A 14,896-nucleotide genomic window follows, 5' to 3' on the forward strand; every position below is an offset into this window, starting at 1 on the left:
CATACCAGTTCTCGATTAAAAAAGGAGCTTTTCAGCTCCTTTAATTTTTAAATCTTTTCAATGCGACAATAATAAAAACCATCGCCACGCCCTACTTGAGGGAGTAGTTGGCGACCATGAATCTGCTCAAGCCCCCAATCGGCATCAATTTTAATTTCTTTCGCATCCGTATGTTCAACAAAGAAGTCGACCATTTGCTGTTCATTTTCGGCTTTCAAAATCGAGCAGGTGATGTATAGCAATGTGCCGCCGACTTTAAGTTGTTGCCACATATTTTCAAGAATTTGCTTTTGGAGTTGTACTGTTTTAGCAATATCGCCCGACTGACGCAGTAAACGAATATCGGGATGGCGACGGATTACTCCAATGGCAGAACAGGGTGCATCGAGAACGATACAATCTGCAAGTTCAGGTGATGTCCACTTCACCGCATCGGCAGTGATAATTTCCACAGGCTCTTCGCTTAAAGCCAAACGCTCTAAGTTTTCAGACACACGTTTTAAGCGTTTTTCATCTTGGTCGAGTACAATCAGTTTTTTTGGCTGATACATCTCTAAAATATGCGCTGTCTTGCCGCCAGGTGCTGCACAGGCATCAATTACGAATTTGCCATTTAAGTCGGGCAACAAGGTTGCACAGAGTTGCGCATGTTCATCTTGTACTGAAAAACCACCCACCTCAAAACCCGGCAGGCTTGGGATATGAAGACTGTCATCCAGCACAATGCCAACATTTGAAAGTTCACACGCGTGTGCTTCAATGCCTTCATCTTCTAAAATTTCAAGATATTCGTCACGGCTAACTTGTAAGGTGTTGACGCGCAAGGTTAAGGGCGCAACTTGTTTCAGCTCGTAGCTAATTTCAGCCAGTTGCTCGCCCCAGTCCTTTTTCAAACGTTTGGATAACCAACTTGGCAAATTTGAGGCTTGTTCCAGAACATCATAGAACTGCTCAGTTTCACGTGTTGCACGGCGCAAAATAGCATTCACCACACCGCTTAAGCTTTCCATACCCAATTGTTTGGCTGCTTCTACCGTTTCAGAAATCGCGGCATGCGCTGCAACGCGGGTACACAGCAATTGGTATAAACCCACATATAAACAAGTTTCAACGACTTGGTTTTCCAGTGGCTTAGTCAACAACGGTAAAGTCACTTGTTTAAGCGCATGCCATTGGCGTAAACAGCCAAGAACTAATTCATGGTACAAGGCACGGTCTTTGTCAGACACAATCGCCATGTGTTGCTGAAGTACCGATGCCAGTGATTGACCATTTTGGACAGCCAATAACGTTTTAACAACCTGAGCACGTAAGTTTAGAGTCTTACCTGAGGCGTGGGGAGATTGTTTCATTATAAAATTTGTCCAATATTTAGTTTTTGGGTTTGTAAAATTTGTACGGCATTTAGGGGTTTACCACCAGGCCATTGCAGAGAGCTTAAACACACTGCTTGTTCATCGCCACAAGCCACATGAACACCTTGTTTATCGATGGCTAAAATGGTCCCTGCAGCTTGAGCTTGGGCATTTTCTTGAGACAACATCGAACCCCAAACGCGCAGATTATTGCTTTCATCCAGTGCGATAAATGCGACAGGCCATGGGTTAAATGCGCGAATATTACGGTCAATTTGCACCGCTGTTGAAGTCCAATCAATTTGCGCTTCAGCCTTAGAGAGTTTGTGTGCATAGAGTGTCAAAGCTTCATCTTGCACTTCGCGGTTGTCTAAATAGTGCTGCAATGTGCTTTCAGAGGCTAACACTTTGACCGTCGCTTCAGCCCCTTGTTGTGCCAATTTATCATGCAAGCTTGCAGAGGTATCGGTAGCTTCAATCGGACAGTAGGTTTTATACATCATATCGCCCGTATCCAAGCCAGCCGCCATTTTCATAATGGTGACCCCGGTTTCGGTATCTCCAGTAGAAATTGCGCGTTGAATAGGCGCTGCACCCCGCCAGCGGGGCAACAGTGAACCGTGAATGTTCAAACAGCCATATTTAGGCGTATCCAAAACCACTTGCGGCAAAATAAGGCCATAAGCAGCCACCACCATCACATCTGCATTTAAGGCTTTGAGTTCAGCTTGAGCAGCCAGACCTTCTTCAGTTGAGGACTTAAAATGCAGCGGTTGATACACAGGAATATCATGTGCTAAAGCCAACTGCTTCACGGCCGAAGCGGTAAGTTTCTGCCCACGACCTGCTTTACGGTCAGGTTGCGTATAGACGGCTACAATTTCATGTTCTGTTTTTAGGAGAGCGTCTAATGCCACAGCCGCGAATTCGGGCGTGCCTGCAAAGATGATTTTCAAGAAATACTCGGAAAAAAGGAGAAGATTAAAACAATTATAGCAAAACTCGAGCAGCTACAGATTTATCCTGCATAAAAAGCCGATAGAGCAGTTCTAACTGAATGATGTGCGAGAGTTTTATTCAAAAAATAGCGCAAGGATCCTTGATAGCATATCGCTCAAAATTTGTAATTCATATAAATAAAACTCATGCAAAATTTAAAAATTATTCATAGAAGTTTTGTATTGCAAGGCGATTGAACGGGTTATAGTAGTTTCCATATGCAATTGAATGTCAGCTCATCGGTTAAAATGTAGCGCGCAAATATACTGCCGTCCGTATTTTAGGTCGAGATACCTAAAAACAAGATTTACGCAGAATGTGAATATGTTATGTTTAAATTTTTGACAGTTTGACACTCTCAGAACTCAGATTTTAGCCAGAGTGAATGTGGACATTCATCTCAAGCACAACTATGTTGGAAAAGTACAATGCCTGACTATCGTTCAAAAACATCAACACACGGAAGAAACATGGCGGGTGCGCGTGGCTTATGGCGCGCAACGGGGATGAAAGACGAAGACTTTGGTAAGCCGATTATTGCGGTAGTCAACTCATTCACTCAATTTGTACCGGGTCACGTTCATTTAAAAGACTTAGGTCAACTTGTGGCACGTCAAATTGAGAAAGCAGGTGGCGTAGCTAAAGAATTTAATACCATTGCGGTCGATGATGGGATCGCGATGGGACACGATGGCATGCTGTATTCATTGCCTTCACGTGACCTCATCGCTGACTCAGTGGAATACATGGTCAATGCGCACTGTGCTGATGCGATGGTCTGTATTTCAAACTGTGACAAAATTACCCCGGGCATGTTGATGGCGTCTATGCGCTTGAATATTCCAGTGGTGTTTGTCTCTGGCGGGCCGATGGAAGCGGGTAAAGTGAAAATCCGTGGTAATGAACACGCGATTGACCTGGTTGATGCCATGATTGTCGCAGCAGATGACAGCTTCACTGATGAAGAAGTGGCTGAATACGAACGTTCAGCTTGTCCAACCTGTGGTTCATGTTCAGGCATGTTTACTGCAAATTCAATGAACTGTTTAACCGAAGCTTTGGGCCTATCGCTTCCGGGCAATGGTTCAACTTTAGCAACCCATGCCAATCGTAAAAAATTATTCGAAAAAGCGGGTCAATTGATCGTTGAAATTACCAAACGCCATTACGAACAAAACGATTACAGCTTGTTGCCGCGTTCAATTGCCACCAAAGCAGCCTTTGAAAATGCTATGACGCTGGATATTTCAATGGGTGGTTCAACCAATACCGTTCTACACTTGTTGGCAGCGGCACATGAAGCTGAAGTTGACTTTACCATGACCGACATTGACCGTTTGTCACGTAAAGTGCCTGTGCTGTGTAAAGTTGCCCCTGCAAAACAAGACGTGCACATGGAAGATATACACCGTGCAGGTGGCATCATGTCGATCTTGGGTGAATTGGATCGTGCAGGGTTGTTGGATACGTCTGTGCCAACTGTGCATGAAAAAACCTTAAAAGATGCTTTGGACAAGTGGGACATCATCCGTACTGAAGACGAAGACGTGTATCAATTCTTCCGTTCAGCACCGGGCGGTGTACCGACGCAAACTGCATTTTCACAAGACCGTTACTACTCACGATTAGATGGTGATCGTAACAATGGCGTCATTCGTAATGCTGAACATGCTTTCTCTCAAGATGGTGGTTTGGCTGTGCTGTACGGCAACATTGCGCTTGAAGGCTGTATTGTAAAAACTGCGGGTGTAGATGATTCCATCTTGAAATTCAACGGCACGGCACGTGTGTTTGAAAGCCAAGATGCTGCGGTAGAAGCGATTCTAGGCGGAAAAATTACCGTTGGCGATGTGGTGGTGATTCGCTACGAAGGCCCACGTGGTGGTCCGGGTATGCAAGAAATGTTGTATCCAACCAGTTACTTAAAATCGAAAGGGCTTGGTAAAGATTGCGCTTTACTCACCGATGGTCGTTTCTCGGGCGGTTCATCAGGTCTATCCATTGGTCACGTGTCTCCAGAAGCAGCTGAAGGCGGTGCAATTGGTTTGGTGGAAGATGGTGACCGTATCGAAATCGATATTCCAAACCGTAGTATTCACTTAGCGGTGGATGAAGCAACCATGGCTGCGCGCCGTGAAGCACAAGAAGCCAAAGGCTGGCAACCTGCTGAACAGCGTCCACGTAAAGTCTCTAAAGCTTTAAAAGCCTATGCGATGCATACCACCAGTGCCTCTAAAGGTGCGGTACGTGAAATTTAAGCTGTAGTCTTTGACTGAGTAAAAAAAAAGCACTCCATTTGGGGTGCTTTTTTATTGATTGATGAAAATAGTACATCGCATTTTACAGTATGGTTTGCACTGTCATTACGTAGACGAGGTTTTACTTTTGACGGCACAAAAGTAACAAAATGCCTTTGTTCCCCTGATATGGCGTCCCTACCATACAGTGAAACAGCGACATCCATGTCGCTTCATCATTTGACCTGATTTGGGTAGAACCACAATAAATGGGTTCATGTAATACCCAGCGAGTCGCTTTCATGTCTAGCCTGCTTTCTATACAATAAAAACAGAAAAAATTGCCCAGACTGTAGAGCAATACGCAGCCATCGCTAAGGACAAATACAATGAGTAAAGACAATATCCGCGAACATTCAGCTCCTGTTTATGAAGGAATTGAAAATGCACCCGCACGTTCCATGATGCGTGCCACAGGCTTTAAAGATTCAGACTTTACTCGTCCCTTTGTCGGTATTGCTTCGACGTGGGCCAATGTCACGCCGTGTAATATGCATATTAATGAACTGGCACGTGAGGCCGAAAAAGGGGTCAATCAAGCAGGTGGTAAAGGTATTATTTTTAATACCATCACCATTTCAGATGGTATTTCTAACGGCACCGAAGGTATGAAGTATTCTTTGTTGAGCCGTGAAATTATTGCGGATTCGATAGAAGCGGTGGTGGGATGCCAAGCCTATGATGGGGTGATCGCGATTGGTGGCTGTGACAAAAACATGCCGGGTTGCATCATGGGCTTGGCCCGTTTAAACCGTCCGGGGTTGTTTGTCTATGGCGGTACAATTAAGCCGGGCGCAGGGCATACCGACATGATTTCTGTCTTTGAAGCTGTGGGTCAGCACGCCAAAGGTGAAATCAGTGCCATTCAGGTCAAACAGATTGAAGAAGTGGCGTTGCCGGGGCCGGGTTCATGTGGTGGCATGTACACTGCAAACTCGATGGCTTCTGCGATTGAAGCTTTGGGCATGAGTTTGCCGGGCTCCTCTGCACAAGAGGCGGTTTCGGATGACAAGCGGATCGACTGTCAAAAAGCAGGTGAAGCGGTGATGAATTTGCTGCGCTTAGACCTAAAGCCGCGCGACATTATGACCAAAGCTGCATTTGAAAACTCAATTAAAGTGCTGATTGCCTTGGGTGGTTCGACCAATGGTGTGCTGCACTTACTGGCGATGGCACATACCGCTGGAGTTGAACTGAGTTTGGATGATTTTGTCCGTATCGGGCAAGATATTCCCGTGGTGGCTGATGTGCGCCCATCTGGCAAATATTTGATGTCTGAGCTGATTGCGATTGGGGGTATTCAACCGCTGATGAAGCGCATGCTGGATGCTGGCATGCTGGATGGTTCATGTTTAACGGTCACTGGAAAGACTTTGGCGGAAAATTTGGCAGAGGTTGAAGACTATCCAGAAGGTCAGCAGATTATTTTACCGTTCGACGCGCCAATTAAAAAAGACTCTCACTTGGTGGTGCTCAAGGGTAACCTATCTCCAACAGGTGCTGTAGCTAAAATTACCGGCAAAGAAGGCCTTTACTTTGAAGGGCCAGCACGTGTCTTTGAAGGTGAAATCGGCGCAATGCGTGGCATTTTAGATGGCGAAGTTCAAGCAGGTGAGGTAGTGGTGATTCGTGGTGAAGGGCCTAAAGGTGGGCCGGGTATGCCAGAAATGCTGAAACCGACTTCAGCGATTATTGGTAAAGGTTTGGGTAAATCTGTGGCTTTAATCACCGATGGTCGTTTTTCTGGTGGCAGTCATGGCTTTGTCATTGGTCATGTGACCCCAGAAGCCTATGAAGGGGGGCCAATTGGTTTAGTGCAAAATGGCGATAAAATCTCGATTGATGCAGAAACTCGCGAAATGACATGGCATGTTTCGGCAGAAGAGATCGCAGCGCGTCAAGCCGCGTGGGTGAAACCGCAACCGAATTATCGTTATGGGGCTTTGGCCAAGTTTGCAAAACTGACCACTGGTGCGGAAAAAGGCGCGGTAACTGATCTAAATTTAGATGTCTAATTGATCATTTTGCTGTGAATTGATATAAACCCTTGTAGTACTTTCAAGGGTTTAATTTAGAGGCTTTGCTCATGTCACTGTTGCGTCGATGGTTCGATCCGATTCGATCGCGTTGGTTTTACCAAAAACCGATTCGTCAAACGGTCGTATCTACTGAACAAGGCTTGAGTATTCATTTACGCCTCGACGATGTATATAGCTATTTAGCGGTTCAGCAGTTACCACAAATTGAAGAAATTTTAGCGGACGAACTGAAACCATTGAAGGTGGTCATTTCCAGTCAGGCTGCTGCCCCCCCGAATCAAATGTCGGCTTTGGAGTGGCAAACTTATTGTTTAAATGATGCCAAAATTCTGTCGCGTCAACATCGTTTTAGCTTTCATGAAACGCCAGAACAACCCAGTCCTGAGGCGCTGAGCCAAGCGGAAACCATCTTGCGGCATACGCCGCTGCGAGGGCAGGACTTTTTGTATTTGCTGGAAGACGTATTTCACATGCTGTGGCAAAAACAAGAAGGTAAGCTGCGCACCTTATATGCGATGGCCAGCCGTCATCATCAAGAGCAACATTTTCCAGAACGTATTTTTAATGATGATGCGGTACTGGCCAGTTACTTCCAGCTCGGTGACCGTCAGTATCATGCCGTCGATGATCTGCTGCGTTTAACGCGCCGGTTAAAACAACAAAAATTATTTACCGATAACCCAATTTTCTTGATCAATCATATTGATTGGCGTGAGCATTTGATTAGTGATGCTGAAGAGTTAAATGAAATTCAGGCGCTCGATCCAGAGTTAGACCTATACGTTGCGTTGGAAGATCCAATTTCATGGTTGTTATTGGCTTATATTAAAGAAGAACTGGCCGATTATTATAATATTCAGCTCAATGTCTACCCGCTCAGTTATCACGGTCGAGATGGGTTTGATTGGAGTTTGGCAACGCGTTTATCCAAACGGACAGAAATCAAATTCACACCGTTTTGCCGTCCGACGCAAGCAGCCACTTTGGCAATGGCACAGTTATTTTATAGCGTGCCTGAAGAGCAGCGCGTTGATGCCATGTATCGGATTTTGAAAGCCGTTTGGACCCAAGGCAAAGATTTATCCTTTAAATCGCACTTTGATCAACTGATGCAAGAATTGGAAATCACAGCATTGATCACCGAAGATGTGGAAGCCAAGCTTCAAGAAAATGACATGCTCTGTGAAATGAAATCCCAGCCTGATTTCCCTGTGATTGAACTGCGTGTGGATGGGCAGAGCTATGTCTTTAATAGTCTGTATCGCGTCTGGATGATTGAAAGTATTTTCAGTAATGTGCTGGAAGATTAATATAAAACCGACCCTGTGGATGAAAGCGAAGGCTGAGTTATTAAAGTGCTTCTCTGTACACGACAAAAATAGATAACTCATTGAAATAATGTCACAATAATTGTTTTCTAACGACGAATACTATGACACATCTCAATGAGTTATATCTTATCTTAAACAAATCTCTAAAATGGAACAAGTCACATTTAAAGTGCTTTGCGCTCATCATGCTTGTGATTATTTTAAAGCAAACATGTAATCTTTCTTCTGCATCTAAAGCCTTGCCCATCAAGTGCTTACCACAATCATTTTATCGACGTATGCAGCGCTTCTTTGCAGGTCAGTATTTTGATTATCGTCAAATTTCTCAGTTGATTTTCAATATGTTTTCATTCGACCAAGTGCAACTGACTTTAGATAGAACCAATTGGAAATGGGGAAAACGAAATATTAATATCCTGATGCTCGCAATCGTTTATCGTGGAATAGCGATACCTATCCTTTGGACATTGCTTAATAAACGTGGAAATTCAGATACGAAAGAGCGTATTGCTTTGATTCAACGCTTTATAGCCATTTTTGGTAAAGACCGTATTGTGAATGTGTTCGCAGACAGAGAGTTTATCGGTGAGCAGTGGTTTACATGGTTAATTGAACAAGACATCAACTTCTGCATTCGTGTTAAAAAAACTTCATTGTCACCAATCATTTAGGAAAGAATCATAAAATTAGTGATTTATTTCGCCATCTTAAAGTTGGTCAAATTGAATGTCGTAAACGACGGATTTTGGTTGGTCGGGTGAAACTATATATAAGTGCACTACAGTTAGAAAATGGAGAGCTTTTACTCGTCGTTTCTCCTCAGTTTAATGCCAATGCTATTCAGGATTATGCATTACGCTGGGAAATTGAAACCTTATTCAGTTGTCTCAAAGGACGCGGGTTTAATCTTGAAAATACGCGCTTGACAGACCCTAGACGAGTGAAAAAATTGATTGCGGTGTTAGCTATAAGCTTCTGTTGGTGTTACTTAACGGGTGAATGGCAACATGATCAAAAAAAAGCGATAAAAATAAAGAAGCATGGACGACTCTCAATGAGTTTATTTCGCTATGGTTTAGACTATGTTCAAATGGCGATTCAGCGTTTAATTGGTTTTGGGAAAAAAGAAGAGTTTAAGGAAATTTTGGCAATTTTAAGAAGGCAGAATCCTGATAGGATAAGGGTTCTGTGAAATTTGTCGTGTACAGAGAAAGTGCTTATTAATAATGTTAATGAGGTTTAACAATTAAATTCATTGTTAAATTTTATTAATAAATAGGCTTACAAATGAAAATGATTATAATTGGCATTCTTTCTATCTATTGATCGATGTTATGCGTTTTCATATTTCTTCTTTGAGTTTATCCATTCTGGCCGTGATGACTACAGCAGCGTTTGCTCAGGGCGAGACACAAGAAACAGCATCATCCCAAGTTTTACCGACTTTGCAATTTGAAGCCCAAGGTGCTGATGACAAAGCGGCATATGCAGCAAAAACAGCATCAGCTGTTTTGCGTTCAGATGCCCCACTTTTTGAAACCGCACAATCGATCAGCGTGATTAGTGAAAAACAACTCGAACAGAAACAAGCGAAAACACTGTCTGAAGCCTTGCAGGGGGTAGCGGGGGTCACCGCAGGACAGTATGGTCGCCGTGGTTGGGATGACTTTATTATTCGTGGTCAGGTTTCCAGCGCACAGACCTATGTCGATGGCTTGCGTATTCAAACTTCTGATAATGCCCTACGTTCAGAAGACATCAGTGGTTTACAGTCAATTGAGGTTGTCAAAGGGCCGACATCGACTGGTTTTGGCTTTGCCTTGCCGGGCGGCTTAGTTAACTTAACCACCAAACGTCCTGAAGCTGAAACTTTTTCTCGGGGCAGTGTGAGCTATGGCAGCAATGCCTTTGTGGATGGCACATTTGATATCAACTATGCGCCAAATGATAGCGAAAAAGGGGCGTTTCGTGTGGTGGGTCATGCCTCTGACCAAGATGATCCAACCGATTATGTTTATTATAAAAATTATTATATTGCACCGTCTTATAATTTTGACTTAGGTGAAAAAGACGAATTGTCTGTGATTGCCAGCTATCAGCATCGGGATTTTATTCGCCAGCAGGGGATTCCCTATAGCAATGGCGCTTATAAAAACTATTCACAGACCTTATTTTTTGGCGCGCCGAATCTAAGCAATACGGTCGATGTTCTGCGCTTAGGGTCGAACTATGCGCATTATTTTGATAATGGCTGGACCTTTAAGCAAAATTTTGCAGTCACCAAAACCGATGCAGATAACAATCCTGTATTGGCAGCTAGTGGCGCTTCTTTACCAACCTTCAAACGGACGGTGGAAAGACAGATTAAAGATGATGTGAATTTTGCGCTGGATCATAATTTGTCGCGTCATTTTGATTGGGGCAAAACCCAATATGATTTGATGATTGGTTTGGACATGATGCATGAGCGCAGTGACTATGAGCGCCGTCGTCGCAATTTGTCGCCATTTGATGCGGATAATCCGATCTACACCCCGATAGAAAAAGCGACAGCAACGATTGCTCACCAAATTACAGATACCCAATATATGGGTGTGTATCTACGTAATAATTTTAAAATTGATGATCATTGGATCTTGGGCTTATCGGGTCGTCATGACTGGACGCAAGTTGAAATTGATAATATTTTAACGAATACAACGACCAAAAATTCAGATAATGCTTTTACGGGTAATGCGTCCTTGATGTATCAAATCAATGATAAGTTCGCGCCCTATGTGGGTTATGCAACCTCATTCTTTCCTGTGAGCGACACTGGCGCTGGCGGAACACTATTGGACCCTGAAGAGGGAGAGCAGTTTGAGGTTGGGGTTAAGTTCCAAGGGCTGAATCAACGGCTGCAAGGCTATGTGGCTTATTATGATTTAACCCGTCAGAATGTCACAGAGCCAGATTCAACAAATACTCATCACGTACAAATTGGTGAGCAAAAGACCAAAGGTTTTGAAACGGAATTATCCGCTGCATTGACGGATCAATGGAACTTGACCGCAACCTATAGTTATATTCCAACTGCAAAAATTACTGAAAGTGAAACCAGCAGCGATATTGGCAAGCGAATTAACCATGTGCCTAAAAATGCCGCCTCTTTATCAACCCAGTACTTCTTTGCAGATGAGCAATTGGGCTGGAATATTGGTGCCAGTGCGAATTATCAAGGCGAGCGTACAGCACAACGTGGGACTGATTATGTGCCACTATCGAGCTATACGCTTTATGACGTCAGTGCTGGCTATGAAGCTAAAAATTGGGGCGCAAAGTTCAGTGTAAAAAACCTGTTTGATAAAGAGTATTTAGTCGGCACCACGCCAAATGCGCAATTGGTGAATTGGGGCGATCCACGTACTTTCCGCTTCAGCTTAAATTTTAAATACTAAGCGAAACCACGCTACATCATACCTAAATCAATAAAAGTTGAGTCCAGACCATTCTTTCCAGTAAGCCTCAATCTTTGATTGAGGCTTACTTCTAAAAACAGTGATATGAGCCCAGATTTAAATTTTATAGCATGGCGCTAAGTGTTTGGAGAGAAGCGTCATGCTTGCTTTTGTTATTTTTGTTTTTGCTGTCGCAGGCATGATTAAGGGTACCATTGGTCTGGGTTTGCCCGCCGTGTCGATGGGACTTTTATCTTTGGTGATTAGTCCATTTCAAGCGGCAACTTTGCTGATTATCCCTTCCATGGTCACGAACTTCTGGCAATTGTTTGCAGAAGGACGTGTACTGCGATTGGTACAACGCTTTTGGCCGTTGCTGGTGGGCATGATCATTGGTTCAGTTTGGAGTATTTTTCCTACACTTGGACATGGCGAATTTCAAAGTGAAGCGCTGTTGGGCGGGATGCTGGCCATTTATGGTCTATATGGTTTGTTTGCCAAAAACATGCCCAACTTAGCCCCGTATGAAAAATATTTATCACCGATCATGGGCTATTTGGGCGGTGCTTTGACGGTGGCGACAGGGGTGGTGGTGATCCCCGTGGTGCCGTATTTGCAGTCCTTGCATTTGAAACGGGATGATTTGGTACAATCACTCGGCCTTGCCTTTACCGTTTCAACTTTGTGTTTGGCCGTGTATTTACATCTAAATCCTGTTGAAGACACTCCAATTGACTATCAACTGTCGTTGATCGCACTGCTGCCTGCATTGCTCGGAATGTGGTTGGGCACCAAAATTCGCTATCGCATCCCTGAGCAAGCCTTTCGTAAGGTGTTCTTTGTGGGCCTAGTCTTATTTGGCAGTTATATGGTTTTACATCAACTGGGCTGGCTTTAATGCGCAATGAGTTGGTCATGTTGGTTCAAGAGGAATTGACTAAAGCGTTGATAATCTGCGGGGAGCTGATCAAAACACCGTGCTGCTAATAGCAACTTGCGGTTGGCCCATTTGCCTAAGAGTTCAATTTGCTGAAAATCATACTGTGCTTTTAAACGCAGGGCTGCCCGTTTGGGAATAATTGCAATGCCGACGCCATTGGCAACGACTTGGGCAATCGCGGCAAAGTTCGGCACCCGTAGACGATAGTGGATGTCACAGCCTAAGCGTTTGGCTTGAGCTTCTATTGACTGTTGTAAGGAGTGATATTGCATGAGGCCCACAAATGGATGTTGCAGTAATTCTCCCAGTTCTAGTTGTGCCGCAGTGGCAAGTGGATGCTGGCTTGGGCAGATCAGTACCAACGGGTCTTCAGCAAACTCTTGAGTTTCAAGCTGCCCTGCATCAAAAAAACCAGAGATCAGCCCCAACTGCGCCGTACCTGTACTGAGGGCCTGAATGATGTCATTGGTTTCGGCTTCTTTTAATTCAATATGAATCTTCGGATTTTCCATTAAATACTGCGGCAATAAATGAGGTAAATACTCACTCTGCGCCGATGAGTTGCACCACAATATAATGTTGCTAGTTGCACTGTGAGCAAAGGGCAGCATGGCTTGTTGTAATTGCTGCTGTTGTTGCAGTAAGTGCTGCGCATGTTCCGCAAAGGTTTGTCCAGCAAGGGTCGCTTTTACCCCAGTTGCATGGCGGGTAAATAAACTGACTTCAAAATGGTGTTCTAATTTTTTAATTCGCTCACTGGCGGCCTGTAAAGAAATGGCGGAGCGTTCTGCGCCCTTGGTCAGACTGCCTGTACTCAGGATATTGATAAACAATTGCAGATCAAAAAAATCAAGGCGCATGGCAGGGTCAAAGCGGAAAATGTTGCTTTATCTTAGTCCTTTTTGTGTTTTGAGACATCCTTTAGCGTAGCGGTGTGTGTAAGCGGAGTCAGAATATCAGAGCAAAAAAAGCAGCCCGAAGGCTGCGATCAACAATGAACACTCAAAAGATAAGGCAGATTAATCTTTTTGCCCTAAGCTGAAGAACCAGTTTAATAACAACGCTGCAAACGTAGCAGTACCAATACCGCCCAAGTTAAAGTTGCCAATTTGTAAGGCAAAATCACCTGTACCTAAAATGATGGTGACTGCTGCGACCATCAGGTTTTTGTTCTGTGAAAAATCGACTTTGTTTTCAATCCAAATTTTTGCACCCGCGATGGTAATCAAACCAAACACCACAATCGACGCACCGGTTAAAATCGCGGTCGGAATGGTATGGATGATGGCACCAAATTTCGGTGACAGACCCAAGAAAATGGCAAACACACCTGCGATGGCAAAAATGATGGTCGAGTAAACTCGTGTGACTGCCATGACTCCAATGTTTTCACCATAGGTGGTCATGCCTGGTGCGCCGACACCGCCTGCTAATGTCGTTGCGACACCATCGGCAACAAACGCTTTACCAATGTGCGGATCAAGGTTTTCACCGGTCATCGCACTCACGGCTTTAATATGACCGAGGTTTTCTGCCACCAAAATTAACGCAATTGGTGCAATGATCATCATGGCATTGGCATTAAATTCAGGCGCATGGAAAGTCGGTAAACCAAACCAAGCGGCTTGTTGAATCGGGGTAAAATTAATCGCTGTGCCATAGCCCATAACATTGGTCACGATGAAATAGACCAAGTAAGACAGTAACAAACCAATTAATAATAAGAGACGTTGCAATAAACCACGGGTAAAGACTGCAATTGAACCCATACATAACACGGTCACCAGTGCCATCCACATATTGAAGGGATTGCCTGCAACGCCTTTGACCGTCACTGGGGCAAGGTTGAGACCAATAATCATCACCACAGCACCTGTCACCACAGGCGGCATCAGTTTTTCAATCCACTTGGTGCCCGTTGCCATGACCATAAAACCAAACAAGGTATAGAGCACACCGCAGGCAATAATACCGCCGCCCGCCATGGCCAAATTTGGATTGAGTGCGCCTGTGCCCGATGCGGTATAGCCCGTTGCTGCAATCACGACCCCAATAAAGGCAAAACTTGAACCTAAATAACTTGGAACACGTCCACCCGTCATAATAAAGAACAAGATGGTACAAATCCCGGACATTAAAATAGCAAGGTTGGGATCGAAGCCCATTAAGAAAGGTGCAAGAACCGTTGCTCCAAACATGGCAAAGGCATGCTGCACACCTAAAATTGCACTTTGTGAAGCAGGGAGGTATTCACTTGTGCCAACAGGACGTGCATCGATATTGCCTTCGTACGGGCGCCATTTGGGAAACCAATTGGACATTTTTTGAGCACTCTAAAGATAAATTGTGCACATCATACTCTTGTTTTTTAGAAGATTTAATCAGTGATACAAAAAATTGTTCAAACTAATCTCATGACTTTTCAGAACTTTTTACCGCATGGTAAAACTTTTTATTTTTAAAAATAATGATAAATCAAGGTTTAATTGGTAAATTTA

Annotated in this window: 10 protein-coding genes; 6 read left to right on the forward strand and 4 right to left on the reverse strand. The window is 44.0% G+C overall.

What is annotated here, in order from left to right:
• Positions 1–47: 47 nt before the first annotated feature.
• On the reverse strand, positions 48–1,352 hold the full coding sequence (gene rsmB, locus AC4CUZ_RS03870) for a 16S rRNA (cytosine(967)-C(5))-methyltransferase RsmB (protein ID WP_178896405.1): 1,305 nt from the start codon (positions 1,350–1,352) through the stop codon (positions 48–50).
• Positions 1,352–2,311 carry a methionyl-tRNA formyltransferase gene (gene fmt, locus AC4CUZ_RS03875; RefSeq protein WP_178896404.1) on the reverse strand — a complete coding sequence of 320 codons (960 nt, stop codon included), beginning with the start codon at positions 2,309–2,311 and terminating at the stop codon, positions 1,352–1,354. The genes rsmB and fmt overlap by 1 nt, the downstream gene beginning before the upstream one ends.
• 471 nt (positions 2,312–2,782) lie before the next feature.
• Here fmt and ilvD (AC4CUZ_RS03880) point away from each other — a divergent pair, with 471 nt between their 5' ends.
• From ilvD (AC4CUZ_RS03880) to AC4CUZ_RS03905, 6 genes are all read left to right on the forward strand, one after another.
• Positions 2,783–4,612: a dihydroxy-acid dehydratase gene (gene ilvD, locus AC4CUZ_RS03880; RefSeq protein WP_490747278.1), complete on the forward strand. Its 1,830-nt coding sequence runs from the start codon at positions 2,783–2,785 to the stop codon at positions 4,610–4,612.
• Positions 4,613–4,980: 368 nt separating this feature from the next.
• Positions 4,981–6,666 carry a dihydroxy-acid dehydratase gene (gene ilvD / locus AC4CUZ_RS03885; protein ID WP_490747280.1) on the forward strand — a complete coding sequence of 562 codons (1,686 nt, stop codon included), beginning with the start codon at positions 4,981–4,983 and terminating at the stop codon, positions 6,664–6,666.
• 71 nt (positions 6,667–6,737) lie between these two features.
• Entirely contained in the window at positions 6,738–8,000 is a 1,263-nt protein-coding gene (locus AC4CUZ_RS03890; RefSeq protein WP_490747282.1) for a hypothetical protein, read from the forward strand.
• 122 nt (positions 8,001–8,122) lie between these two features.
• Positions 8,123–9,213, forward strand: a protein-coding gene (locus AC4CUZ_RS03895; RefSeq protein WP_085947913.1) for an IS4-like element ISAba1 family transposase whose coding sequence is annotated in 2 segments (ribosomal slippage) — positions 8,123–8,663 and positions 8,663–9,213 — 1,092 coding nt in all. Because the reading frame shifts where the segments join, the coding sequence is not laid out codon by codon here.
• Between the two features lie 142 nt (positions 9,214–9,355).
• A complete protein-coding gene (locus AC4CUZ_RS03900; RefSeq protein WP_490747284.1) occupies positions 9,356–11,458 on the forward strand; it encodes a TonB-dependent siderophore receptor in 2,103 nt (700 codons plus the stop codon).
• A 160-nt stretch (positions 11,459–11,618) separates the two neighbouring features.
• Entirely contained in the window at positions 11,619–12,356 is a 738-nt protein-coding gene (locus AC4CUZ_RS03905; protein ID WP_490747286.1) for a sulfite exporter TauE/SafE family protein, read from the forward strand.
• On the opposite strand, the gene AC4CUZ_RS03910 is transcribed toward AC4CUZ_RS03905, so the two are convergent.
• Both AC4CUZ_RS03910 and AC4CUZ_RS03915 read right to left on the reverse strand, forming a co-directional pair.
• On the reverse strand, positions 12,353–13,258 hold the full coding sequence (locus tag AC4CUZ_RS03910) for a LysR family transcriptional regulator (protein WP_490747288.1): 906 nt from the start codon (positions 13,256–13,258) through the stop codon (positions 12,353–12,355). The genes AC4CUZ_RS03905 and AC4CUZ_RS03910 overlap by 4 nt on opposite strands.
• Before the next feature lie 159 nt (positions 13,259–13,417).
• Positions 13,418–14,719 (reverse strand): solute carrier family 23 protein, encoded by a 1,302-nt coding sequence (locus tag AC4CUZ_RS03915; RefSeq protein WP_490747289.1) that lies wholly within the window; start codon positions 14,717–14,719, stop codon positions 13,418–13,420.
• Between the last annotated feature and the right edge of the window lie 177 nt (positions 14,720–14,896).

The organism is Acinetobacter sp. 789_lipA, from assembly GCF_058242845.1.